We start from the raw sequence: 12,478 nt of genomic DNA, 5'->3' as shown, positions 1-12,478 counted from the left end.
ATCTTTAACTCTTGGTGAAAAATTATCATCCATAGCTATATTTTTTAAAGGTAAATTTAGTAAATATATGGGTGGAATGCAAAAATCATTCCTTTGCTATACTACTGTCAGTAAATTGACAAAAAAAAACTGAATTAAAAAAGTGCTTAGATAGGTTACTTATCAACCAAATACCGACTTGTTTTTGTTAATAAATCTTTAAAATAAGTTGTGTTTTTTGCTTTAAAAAGCGGCAAAAATCCATATATTAGCACGTTTTGTGAAATTATAATTTTAAAATATAAATACTTATGTCTGAAGGAGAAAAGTTAATTCCTATTAACATTGAAGACGAAATGAAGTCAGCTTACATCGACTATTCGATGTCGGTAATTGTATCCAGAGCACTTCCTGATGTTAGAGATGGTTTGAAGCCTGTACACAGAAGAGTTTTATACGGGATGTATGATTTGGGAGTTAATTCAAGATCGGCCCATAAAAAATCAGCTAGAATTGTCGGAGAGGTTTTGGGTAAATACCACCCACACGGAGATACATCTGTTTATGATGCGATGGTTCGTATGGCACAAGAGTGGAGTTTACGTTATTTGTTGGTAGACGGCCAAGGGAACTTCGGTTCGGTTGACGGTGACAGTCCGGCAGCAATGCGTTATACAGAAGCAAGAATGCAAAAGATTTCTGAGGAAATCATGGCAGATATTGAAAAAGAAACCGTTGATTTTCAGTTGAATTTTGACGATACGTTGTATGAACCGAAGGTAATGCCAACAAAAGTTCCGAATCTTCTGATTAACGGAGCTTCCGGTATTGCAGTTGGTATGGCTACTAATATGCCTCCGCATAATTTAACGGAAGTTATTGACGGAACATTGGCTTATATCGACAACAATGAAATTGAGATAGATGAATTAATGAACCATATTAAAGCTCCCGATTTCCCAACCGGAGGTATTATTTATGGTTACGAAGGTGTTCGTGAAGCTTTCAAAACCGGACGTGGCCGTATTGTCATGCGTGCCAAAACAAGTTTTGAAGAAAGTAATGGAAAAGAAGCCATTATTGTAACAGAGATTCCCTACCAAGTGAATAAAGCTGACATGATTAAAAAGACAGCTGATTTGGTAAACGATAAGAAAATAGAAGGAATTTCAAATATTCGTGACGAATCCGATCGAAATGGAATGCGAATCGTTTACGAGTTAAAACGTGACGCTGTACCTAACGTGGTTTTAAATACCTTATATAAATTTACGCAGTTACAATCGTCTTTTAGTGTGAACAATATTGCCTTGGTAAACGGCCGTCCGCAAATGTTGAATCTAAAAGAATTGATTCATTATTTTGTAGAACACCGTCATGATGTAGTGGTTCGTAGAGCAAAATTTGATTTACGTAAGGCAGAAGAAAGAGCTCATATTTTAGAAGGTTTAATCATTGCGTCCGATAATATTGATGAAGTAATTGCATTGATTAGAAGTTCGAAAGACGGCGATGAAGCAAGAACGAAGTTAATCGAACGTTTTTCATTGTCAGAAATTCAAGCTCGTGCGATTGTTGAAATGCGTTTGCGGCAACTTACTGGTCTTGAACAAGACAAACTTCGTGCAGAATATGAAGAAATCATGAAATTGATTACGTATTTGAGAGAATTGTTAGCAAACAAAGATTTGAGAATGCAAGTAATCAAAGATGAATTGAATGAAATTAAAGATAAATATGGTGACGAGCGTCGTTCAGTTATTGAATATTCAGGTGGTGATGTAAGTATTGAAGATTTAATTGCCGATGAAAATGTGGTGATTACTATTTCTCATGCAGGTTACATTAAACGTACAAATCTATCGGAATATAAAACACAGAATAGAGGTGGAGTAGGTCAGAAAAGTGCCGGAACAAGAGATCAAGATTTCTTAGAGCATTTGTTTGTAGCAACCAATCACCAGTACATGTTATTCTTTACTCAAAAAGGAAAATGTTTTTGGATGCGTGTGTATGAAATCCCGGAGGGAAGTAAAACATCGAAAGGACGTGCCATTCAAAACCTTATCAATATTGAAAACGATGATAAGGTGAAAGCATTCATATGCACACAAGATTTAAAAAATGAAGAATACATCAATAGTCATTATGTTATTATGGCTACCAAACAAGGGATTGTTAAAAAAACTTTGTTAGAACAATATTCTCGCCCGAGACAAAATGGTATCGCCGCAATAACTATTCGTGAGGATGACGAATTATTAGAAGCAAAATTAACTAATGGAAACAGTCAGATTTTAGTAGCTGTTAAATCAGGTAAGTTGGTTCGTTTTGAAGAAGGCAAAACCCGTCCGATGGGAAGAAATGCTTCCGGTGTTCGCGGAATTACTTTGGCAGATGATAAAGATGAAGTGATTGGCATGGTTTCTGTAAATGACATGAGCAGTGAGATTTTAGTTGTTTCGGAAAATGGTTATGGCAAGCGTTCTTCATTAGATGATTACAGAATTACCAACAGAGGTGGAAAAGGTGTTAAAACACTTAACATCACTGATAAAACGGGCAGATTGGTCTCTATTAATAATGTAACGGACGCGGATGATTTGATGATTATTAATAAATCAGGTTTAACGATCCGAATGGAAGTTTCAGATTTACGAGTGATGGGACGTGCGACACAAGGAGTCCGATTGATTAATATCAAAGGTAATGATTCTATTGCGGCTGTTACCAAAGTAATGAAAGAAGAAGAAGTGGAAGAAGTTGAATTTGAAGATGTAACAAAAGAAGTGCTTGAGTCAGAATCAGATGAAGACACAACAGAAGAAAATGAAGAAACCCAAGAATAAATAATAACTTAAATTTAATTACAATGAAAGGCAAAACTGTAATATCAGGAATCGCTTTTATGATGGCATTAAGTACTTATGCCCAAAAAGATCAAATTAAGGCTTTGGAAAAAGCTATGAAAAACCCAAATCCAAGTGAAATTAATACTGCAATTGCAAATGCCGAGGGAGTTATGGCAAATGCTACTGACGCAGAAAAAGCCCATTTTTATTTCTTAAAAGGAAATGCGTGTTTGGATATGGCTAACAAGAATATTGATGTTTCAAAAAATCTGACGGCTGCTTCGACTGCTTATCAACAAATGAAGACTATTGAAAAAACTTCGGGTAAAAATAAATATACCCTTTTGGCACAATCATCTATAACGGATTTGTCTACTAAGTTGGTGAATTCAGCTATTGAAGACCAAAACAAAGGTAAATTTGCTGATGGTGCAAATAAATTGCATAGTGTTTACGAGTTAGATAAAACGAAGCCTTTAAATCTTTATTACGCAGCTTCTTTTGCTGTAAGTGGGAAAGATTATGATAAAGCCTTGGAGTACTATGGAGAGCTCAAAAGAATTGACTATTCTGGCGAAGGCAATAATTATTATGCAAAAAGTGTTTTGAATGATCGCGAAGAGAGTTTTGGTGATAATAAAACCGCTAGAGATAACGCTATTAAATTTAAAACGCATACTAATCCTCGTGATGAAAAAATACCTTCGAAGAGAGGAGAAATATATGCAAATATTGCACTGATTTTAATGGAACAAGGAAAGGTAGATGAAGCTAAAAATGCTTTTGCGGAGGCTCGTAAAGCTAATCCAGACGACGTTTCTTTAATTATTTCTGAAGCAAATTTGTATTACAATCAAGGTGATTTTGTAACGTATAAAAAGATTATTGAAGAGGCAGCTGCAAAGAATCCAACTAATCCGGAATTGTTTTATAATTTAGGCGTAGCAGCAATTAAGACCAATGATTATAAACAAGCTGAAGCTTATTATTTGAAGGCAATTGAATTAAATCCTAAGTATGGTGATGCCTATTACAATATTGCAATCTTGAAAATAGATGCCGATGCAAAAATTGTCGAGGAAATGAATAGTTTGGGGAATAATGCAAAAGATAATGCCCGCTATAATGTACTTAAAGGCGAACGAGAAAAATTGTTTAAAGAAGCAATGCCTTATTTAGAAAAAGCAGTGGAACTAAATGATACAAATGAAGAAGCGAAAAAGACTTTATTAAACATTTACAGTATGCTTGATATGACTGATAAGTATAAAGCTTTGAAAGCAAAAATGTAAAAAATTTATAAGTTAAAAATCCCGATTGTTTCGGGATTTTTTCATACTATTTTTTTAATGACTCTGAGTTTGTGCGTGTGTCTTTCCGTGTCAACATTGTAGATTCCTAAATGGTCTATACGGTCTATTCTAACTTTACCACTGGCATGTATAATATAATTATCGCTCATGATTATACCCACATGAATTATTTTGCCTTCTTCATTGTCAAAAAATGCTAAATCTCCCGCTTCGCTTTCCTCAATAAAACTCAACGCTTCACCTTGAGTTGCTTGTTGTGAGGCATCTCTTTTTAACTTATAACCATTTAATTTATAGACCATTTGTGTAAAACCCGAACAATCAATGCCAAATGGAGTAACCCCACCCCATAAATAAGGAGCATTTAGATACATAAATGCAGTCTTTAAGAGATTTTCTTTGGGTTTGATTCCGGTTACTTTTAGACCTTCAAATTCAAAATTTTGCTGGTTAATGGCTTCAAAATTCAAAAAGGATAATGATGACCCAAGTGGTATTGGAATCAACATGTTTAATGGATTTGAAACATATTCAATCAAATCAGCGTTGTAGATTAAATCACTATTTGAAAGTTCGTTGTATTCGTTTTCCTTGATTATTTGAATTTGTTTAGAATCAATCCAACCTTCATAATTATCAAAAAACAATTTGATTTTTGACCAATTTTTCTGAGTTTCGAGCACTTCAAAATGTTCGCCAAACAACACCTGTGAAACCATTTCACTTCGGTCATTTGGTTCGGCTCTTAAAGGGATTATTGCTAGATTACAAATTCCGTACATCCAAAAAAATCAGAATTAATATTTTTCAATAACAATTGCAGAAGCACCTCCGCCGCCATTACAAATAGCTGCAGCTCCAATTTGTGCATTATTTTGATTTAAAACATTGATTAGAGTTACAATAATTCTTGCACCCGAACAACCTAACGGATGTCCAAGTGAAATTGCACCTCCATTCACATTAATTTTGTCTTCCGTTAGGCCTAAAATTTCTGCATTTGCTAGGCCCACAACCGCAAAAGCTTCGTTGAATTCAAAGTAATCAACATCTTTTATTGCTATTCCGGCTTTTTCTAGGGCTTTAGGTAGGGCTTTTGCCGGAGCTGTGGTAAACCACTTTGGTTCTTGGGCGGCATCCGCATAGCCTCTGATGTAGGCTAAAGGTTTTAATCCTAGCGCTAGTGCTTTTTCTTCACTCATAATTACTAAGGCGGCAGCACCGTCATTTATTGTTGATGCATTAGCAGCTGTAACTGTTCCGTCTTTTGTAAAAGCAGGGTTTAAACTAGGAATCTTATCTAATTTTACATTTGAGTATTCTTCATCTTTTGAAACGATTACAGGCTCTCCTCTTCTTTGAGGAACAGACACAGCAACTACTTCTGAATCAAATTTTCCATCAGACCAAGCTTTAGCTGAACGCTCATAGGATTGGATAGCAAAAGCATCTTGTGTTTCTCGCGATATTTTATATTCTGAAGCACATAAATCGGCACAAACACCCATGGCATTATTGTCATAGGCATCTGATAATCCGTCTTTTTGCATGCCGTCTACCAATGAAGTTGGACCAAATTTTACTCCATTTCTTAAATGTACATAATGTGGAATCAAACTCATATTTTCCATACCACCTGCTACAACAACTTCAGCATCTCCAGAAATAATTGCTTGTGCTGCAAACATCACAGATTTCATACCGGATGCACACACCTTATTCACTGTGGTGCAAGGCACTGTGTTTGATAAACCGGCTAAAATTGCAGCTTGCCTTGCGGGAGCTTGCCCAACTCCTGCTTGCACAACATTTCCCATAAAAACTTCATCAACAAGTTTTGGTTCTAAATTTATTTTTTCTAAAGCACCTTTAATTGCAATTGCACCTAACTGCGGTGCGGTAACTGAGGATAGTCCTCCCATAAAACTTCCAATAGGAGTACGTGCAGCGGAAACAATAACTACGTTTTTATTCATGACTGTATACTTGTTTGTTTATGTTGCGAAATTAACGATTTTAAGTCTATTTTTTAAACAATAATTATAAAATTTATAAATTCTGAACAGATTCTTTAAATAAGATTCAATAGTATTTTAGACAGGTATTTACAGATGAAAGTTCGCTTACTTAAAAAGCTATTCGCTTGGAATTTAAGACCTTTGAAGAAATAGAAATAAAATAGTAAAAAAAAGAGTTCAATAACTTGTAAAGTATCGAATGAAAAGTTACATTTGCAACCGCAAAAAAGTTAAGTTCTTTGCAGAATTTAGGAGAGGTGCCGGAGTGGTAACGGAGCAGATTGCTAATCTGTCGACGGGTAACTGTCGCCAGGGTTCGAGTCCCTGTCTCTCCGCTTTTTTCGGGGTGTAGCGTAGCCCGGTTATCGCGCCTGCTTTGGGAGCAGGAGGCCGCAGGTTCGAATCCTGCCACCCCGACCAATGGCCCAGTAGCTCAGCTGGATAGAGCAACTGCCTTCTAAGCAGTAGGTCTCAGGTTCGAATCCTGACTGGGTCACTTTAAACCATCTGATTTTCAGGTGGTTTTTTGTTTCAACTACATTTTATCGACTTTTTTAACTTTTTACATCAATAATTATTATTTTGTAGAATAAAATTATACCTTTCCCTGCTATAACATTACGATTAGTAGCCCCAAATACTACAATCAATTTTAGAAACGGAATAGCGATACTATGACGACTGAAGAAAAATTGAATATTATTAACCGCTTGAATGCACTTGAACTTCAACAAAAGAAATACCTTGAAGAAATAGTTGCATTAAAAAAATACCTTGCTGAAAATCCTAAAATGCCGGAAAGCTGGATGGATTTAGACGAGGTTACAGGGTACTATGTTGATAGTTTTTCAAAAATTGAATCGCACGAGAACAGGCCTACGAGTGAAGAAAATAAAAACGTTTTCGTAAATCAAAATTTAGCAAAATCTGCCGTAGCAAAAGCACAATTGAGTCAGCTATTACAGTCGTTTCACAGTGGTTGGAGCAATCAATTGGAAAATTATGCAATTTTCCCGCAGATTAGTGAAGGAATAATAAAGCCATACATCGGAATTGCTATTTTACCACAATTTCTTTCTTTTCGTTCGAGAGAAAAAGCGACTTTATTTTACCAACAGCATCAAGAATTAATTCATGAATATTGGTTGCAGTTTGCTGATTAATTAAATCACATGAAATGACTTTAAGAATTGGTTTTATTCAGATTTTACTTTTTATAAGTGCCACTTGCGTTGCCCAAGACAAAAAATCTACTGTTGTTGAAACACCCGCTGATTCTACTTTTGTCAATTTAAAGACTTACTCCGATTCTATTATTTTTGACATGAAATATGCCACGGATGATAATTTTTTAAAAGCAAAAGTATACGATTGTGCCGAATGTTTTTTAAGATACAAAACCGTTAAAAGCCTCATCGAAGCCAATGAAAAATTTTTGAAATTAGGTTATAGAATTAAAATTTTTGATTGTTACCGCCCATTAGATGTTCAAAAAATAATGTGGAAATTGGTTCCTAATCCTATTTACGTTGCCGATCCGTCCAAAGGTTCTATTCACAATAGAGGGGGAGCGGTAGATTTAACTTTGGTTGATGTTAATGGAAAAGAATTGGATATGGGTACCTCATTTGATCATTTCGGAATTGAATCAGCACATGATTATACCGGCACTTCAGCTCTTGTTAGAACTAATCGAACTTTATTAAAATCTGTCATGGAAAGCTGTCTTTTTTTATCTTTTCGATCGGAATGGTGGCATTATAATTTAAAAACCGATGCAACCGATAAAGTTTCCAATTTTAAGTGGGAATGCAATTAATTTTGGATACAATGCAAATAATCTATAAAATAGCCGTTAGGCCTAGTCATCTTATTATCCATCTCTGAAACAAGTTCTTCTTTAAAGACATAATCAATTGTATCGGTGCCTAGTTTAATTCTGAGTACGCTAACCGGACTTTTTTTAAGTTCCTCCATTGTGTCTTTCATAAAGAAAAAATTTCCTTCCAGAACTCGAACATTTTTTTGATCAACTTCACTTTTTACATAATTACCGCATTTCTCCGCATTTTCATGTAATAAAGTAATGATTTTACCATTTTCCAATTGAAAATAAAGTTTAGATTTTGCATCAAAGCAATTTGCCTTAATAAAGTCCGGACTTTTATTAATAAACAGGACAGTCAAATAGGGCGTTTCATCTGAGCTTGTTAGGTTTAGATAGATTGAATTGGAAGTGCTCCCAAAAATACGTTCGTACACCAAATATTGTTTAGTAGATTTAATAGTTCCAATGCTATCTTTGACGTTTACAGAATAATCACAGTTTTTTTGAGCTGTTACTTGAGTGGTAGTAACAAGAAGCAGGAAGAAAAATATAATTTTCATGTTAGACTTTAATTTTTTTTGCAAAGTAATACAATTTTATTGTTTTGAAGATCGGTTGTGAAAAAACTATACAATGTTCCTCCGTCTTTTATTTGCCACTTTTTCCGAATATTTTCTACGGTATCCGGAAAATTTCGAAGTGTGATATTCGACTTTTGATTTTCAAGTTTTGATTTCATCTCTATTTTTGAATAGTTTATAATTTCTAGAATTTCAAAAACTCTTCCGGGAAATGAAATTAATTCGTTCGACGTATATAAATGTGAATGTTGGTGAAATTTTTTTAATTGAAATTGATTGCTTACTTCACTAAAACCTCCGGACTTCATAATTGCCGCATTCGGTTCATACAAATATTTTTCAGGTAAGCCAAAAACCGAATTATTCGCTGCATCATAATTGAAAGTAAATAAATCAACTTTGTTTTCAGTCAGATTCACCGCTTTGATAAGTGGCTGATTTAAAAAGTCTTTTTTCAAAATCCAAAGCAGTTCTTTTACTTCATTGTTTACTGCGACAACGTGGATTTCTTTTACGTATTTTAATTCTTTTAATCCTGCCGAAATATCTAAAATTGGTGCGGTTTTAATTAAAATATTATTTGTGTGTTTCAAATAAAAGTCTAATAATGCGGGCACATTCGGACTACAATCTTTCAACATAAATACCTTTCCTTTGGTTTGATTTCTTCGGGAAGGATCTACGTAAATCCAATCTAGTTTTTGATTTAATTTTTCCAGTATTTCAGTGCTGTTACCAACGATACAACTGCAATTTGCAACGTTTAATGAATGGAAGTTATGCGAAACAATTTCAGACAATTCCTGATTCATTTCGCAATGATAGACTTGTTGTATCGTTTTAGAGAAATAATAATCATCCACTCCAAAACCGCCACTTGCGTCTAATAATATATTTCCTGCAACGAGTTTACTTTTGTAATTTGCGGTTATTTCAGAAGAAGTTTGTTCAAATGAAATTTTTTCAGGATAAATAATTGCTTTATTCGCAAACCATGTTGGTAATTTATCCTTTGCTTTTGCTTTGGTCTCTATTTGATTGAGTAAAATTTTCCAGTCTAGCTCAGGGAAGGGATTTTTTTTAAAAGCTAATGCAGAAAGGTCCGACTCTAGGTTATCATCTATAAATTTTTGAATTTGAAGATCCAACAAGTGTGTTAAATTCATTTAGTACTGGTTGGTATTACATTTTATAGGTCAAAAATCGGAAAAATCTCCTTTTCGATAAAAATTCCTTTGCGATTACTTTCAAGATGGTATAAATAGGAACGGCTATTACCATTCCTAAAATGCCGGAGATAAACCCTGCTATAAGAATAACTAAAAATATTTCTATAGGGTGTGAATTAGTGCTTTTTGAGAATATTAATGGTTGATTAATATTGTTGTCGATAAATTGTACAATAAAGAAACCTATCAGCACATAAATGGTCGTAGGTAAAATATCTGTTTGAAAATCTTCTCCAATATGAGCAATCATCGTTAAAATAGCAGCAAGGACTGTACTAATTAACGGACCGATGTAGGGTATAATATTTAAAATTGCACATAATAAGGCAATGATGATGGGATTGGGCACTTGAAAAATAAACAATACAATTAAATAAAGAATAAATATCAAAAAAAGTTGAAGCAACAAGCCAATAAAATATCGCGAAAGAAGCGTGTTTGTTTTTGAGATTGAGTTTAAAATTTCTGCCTCGTATTTATCAGGTATTAATAACTTTATTGCAAGCGTAAATCGCTTAGTATCTTTTAAAAAGAAAAAGGACATAAATATAACCGAAGCAATACCGATACTTAAATTGCTTATGAAGGATAGTATATTATTGAAAAAAGATGAAACAAAACTAAAGTTAACCAATGAAGGAGCTTCAAAATTATTTACAAATTGACCTAGAGGCACGCCATTTTTTTCTAATAGATCTTTAAAATTAGCAACCAGTAATTCAATTTTTAATTCAATTTGCTGAATGTCGAGAAGAGAGAGGCTTTTTGATTGTGAGTGAATTAATGGCACAAACAGTAAAAAGAACAAAAGAATCATAGAAATCATAAGAACGAACGTTGTAACTATTGCCAGAATTGGCCTAAATTTTAGTCGTATCTCAAAAAATTTAACAATGGGTTTTAGAATCAAAGTTAGTACTAAAGCAACTAAGATGTAAATAATTACATCACTTATCAAATATAAGAAGAATAGCCCCAAACCTAAAAGAGTAATTATGGCGACGGCTCTAACTATTCCATTGGCAATTATTTTTGATGTAATCATGTTTCTTTTTTTTGTAAAAATAAAAAAAACTCGTCAGTAGAGACGAGTTTATAGATAAATATTAGTGTAACTTTTTACGGTTGTGCAAAAGAGAAACGCGGTCCTCCCGATGCAAAAACAGCTAACATTCTGCTTTTTTGACCATTTGAAAACATATACATACATGCATCATCTGTATAATCCATATAATTCATAGTCATTTCTTGAGGATTACCGCTACAAGTTGAAAAATGTGGAATAGAAGGGCATCCGTAATTTGCTGTATTATGCGTAGGAGTATCTGCTACTAAATCACTACCACAAGTGGCATCACCCCATATATGACGCAAATTCATCCAATGTCCAACTTCATGAGTGGCTGTTCTACCTTTGTTAAATGGAGCAGTTGCAGTGCCTGTATTTCCAACATATCTGGAATCAATAACTACACCGTCTGTTGTTGAACTTCCGCCAGGAAACTGTGCATAACCCAAAATACCACCACCAATTGTGCAGACCCAAAGATTAAGTTTTGTTGTTGGTGAGATTGGTAAAAGTCCTTGGGATTTTTTCATGGCGTCACGTGTTCCCCATGATGTTTTTGTGGTTGATTTTCTGCGAACCTGATCTAAAACAAAAACAATTCCAACATCCGCCTTAACTAATGAAAAAGGCGAAGGAACCGAATTAAAATCGGTGTTTTCAGCATTAAAATCCTGGTTCAAAATATCAATTTGCGATTGGATTTGTGCCAATGAAATATTTTCAGCGGCAGTTCTGTAAAGCACATTAACAACAACTGGAATTTCAATAATACCATTTACCAACCGGCCTTGTTCAATTTCAGCCTCAGTAAATTTTTCAATATTGCTCATTCTGGTTGCTAAGCCGGGATCCGCCTTTAACTGTTCATCCAATACATGCATGGAGCCACAACCTCTACGAGCTGCAAAATGGACTCCCTCTAATTCAGTTTCTAATTTGCTTTCTTCTTTCGAACACCCTACTACAAAAAGTAAAGCAGATGCAAAAATTACAAGTTTTTTCATAAAATTGTGTGATTATATAGGTTTAATGATTAGTTGGTTAACAACAATACAATTTTATTGTATTTTCTTTGCTGTTTGTCGATAGAATCAAAAAACTTATTAACAAAATATTAAGAAATAGTTGTAATTTTTGAAATTGTCGGCAATAAGTACTAATTATTAAAAATATAATGAATAATATTCGCTCCCATTTTTAAAGCCTTTAGGCGAACTTCTTCCGGGTTATTATGAACTTCTTTATCTTCCCAGCCATCGCCTAAATCTGTTTCAAAGGTGTAAAGAAGTACCAATCGATTTTCGATAAAAATTCCAAAAGCTTGTGGTTTTTGGTTTTCATGTTCATGAATTTTAGGAATACCATTAGGGAAAGAGTAGGGTACTTGAAATATTTTATGAGAAGCAGGAATCTCGACTAAATTATTATCAGGAAATAATTTTTTTATTTCTTTTCGAATGTATTGATCCATCCCATAATTATCGTCAATATGTAAAAAACCACCAGAAGTTAAATAATCCCTTAGATTTTTAGTTTCTTGTTCATTAAAAACAACATTTCCATGGCCGGTCCTGTGAATATAAGTGAACTCAAAAATATCCGGACTTGC

General features: G+C 34.1%; 11 protein-coding genes and 3 tRNA genes. 7 read left to right on the top strand and 7 right to left on the bottom strand.

The window, feature by feature from the left end; translation table 11 throughout:
* Positions 1-290: 290 nt before the first annotated feature.
* Both gyrA and ACIQ2S_RS06825 read left to right on the top strand, forming a co-directional pair.
* Positions 291-2,828, top strand: coding sequence for a DNA gyrase subunit A (gyrA, locus tag ACIQ2S_RS06830; protein WP_396174277.1), 2,538 nt, complete (start codon positions 291-293; stop codon positions 2,826-2,828).
* A gap of 23 nt (positions 2,829-2,851) precedes the next feature.
* Positions 2,852-4,123 carry a tetratricopeptide repeat protein gene (locus tag ACIQ2S_RS06825; protein WP_396174275.1) on the top strand — a complete coding sequence of 424 codons (1,272 nt, stop codon included), beginning with the start codon at positions 2,852-2,854 and terminating at the stop codon, positions 4,121-4,123.
* A 41-nt stretch (positions 4,124-4,164) separates the two neighbouring features.
* Here ACIQ2S_RS06825 and ACIQ2S_RS06820 read toward each other — a convergent pair whose 3' ends face one another.
* Together ACIQ2S_RS06820 and ACIQ2S_RS06815 are read right to left on the bottom strand one after the other, a co-directional pair.
* Positions 4,165-4,926, bottom strand: a complete 762-nt coding sequence (locus tag ACIQ2S_RS06820) for an NlpC/P60 family protein (protein ID WP_396174273.1) — start codon at positions 4,924-4,926, stop codon at positions 4,165-4,167.
* 15 nt (positions 4,927-4,941) lie between these two features.
* The gene (locus ACIQ2S_RS06815) at positions 4,942-6,120 is read right to left on the bottom strand and encodes an acetyl-CoA C-acyltransferase (RefSeq protein WP_396174271.1); all 1,179 of its coding nucleotides are present in this window, start codon (positions 6,118-6,120) and stop codon (positions 4,942-4,944) included.
* 293 nt (positions 6,121-6,413) lie between these two features.
* Here ACIQ2S_RS06815 and ACIQ2S_RS06810 point away from each other — a divergent pair.
* From ACIQ2S_RS06810 to ACIQ2S_RS06790, 5 genes are all read left to right on the top strand, one after another.
* Positions 6,414-6,497, top strand: a tRNA-Ser gene (locus tag ACIQ2S_RS06810).
* 7 nt (positions 6,498-6,504) lie between these two features.
* Positions 6,505-6,582 (top strand) — tRNA-Pro (locus ACIQ2S_RS06805).
* 2 nt (positions 6,583-6,584) lie between these two features.
* Positions 6,585-6,658, top strand: a tRNA-Arg gene (locus ACIQ2S_RS06800).
* A 178-nt stretch (positions 6,659-6,836) separates the two neighbouring features.
* Entirely contained in the window at positions 6,837-7,325 is a 489-nt protein-coding gene (locus ACIQ2S_RS06795) for a hypothetical protein (RefSeq protein ID WP_396174269.1), read from the top strand.
* Between the two features lie 14 nt (positions 7,326-7,339).
* Entirely contained in the window at positions 7,340-7,981 is a 642-nt protein-coding gene (locus ACIQ2S_RS06790; protein WP_396174267.1) for a M15 family metallopeptidase, read from the top strand.
* Here the strand turns inward: ACIQ2S_RS06790 and ACIQ2S_RS06785 are convergent.
* The 5 genes from ACIQ2S_RS06785 to ACIQ2S_RS06765 form a co-directional block, all read right to left on the bottom strand.
* Positions 7,978-8,550, bottom strand: a complete 573-nt coding sequence (locus tag ACIQ2S_RS06785) for a hypothetical protein (RefSeq protein WP_396174265.1) — start codon at positions 8,548-8,550, stop codon at positions 7,978-7,980. The genes ACIQ2S_RS06790 and ACIQ2S_RS06785 overlap by 4 nt on opposite strands.
* Positions 8,551-8,558: 8 nt before the next feature.
* Positions 8,559-9,737 (bottom strand): class I SAM-dependent methyltransferase, encoded by a 1,179-nt coding sequence (locus ACIQ2S_RS06780; RefSeq protein WP_396174263.1) that lies wholly within the window; start codon positions 9,735-9,737, stop codon positions 8,559-8,561.
* 16 nt (positions 9,738-9,753) lie between these two features.
* The gene (locus tag ACIQ2S_RS06775) at positions 9,754-10,845 is read right to left on the bottom strand and encodes an AI-2E family transporter (RefSeq protein WP_396174261.1); all 1,092 of its coding nucleotides are present in this window, start codon (positions 10,843-10,845) and stop codon (positions 9,754-9,756) included.
* Between the two features lie 74 nt (positions 10,846-10,919).
* Positions 10,920-11,873 carry a zinc metalloprotease gene (locus ACIQ2S_RS06770; protein WP_396174259.1) on the bottom strand — a complete coding sequence of 318 codons (954 nt, stop codon included), beginning with the start codon at positions 11,871-11,873 and terminating at the stop codon, positions 10,920-10,922.
* A 152-nt stretch (positions 11,874-12,025) separates the two neighbouring features.
* A partial coding sequence (locus ACIQ2S_RS06765; protein ID WP_396174257.1) for a DUF4159 domain-containing protein occupies positions 12,026-12,478 on the bottom strand: 453 nt, incomplete at its 5' end.

Origin of the sequence: Flavobacterium sp., from assembly GCF_044371705.1 — a bacterium.
Lineage (GTDB): Bacteria > Bacteroidota > Bacteroidia > Flavobacteriales > Flavobacteriaceae > Flavobacterium.
This window is presented reverse-complemented; position numbering and strand designations above follow the sequence as displayed.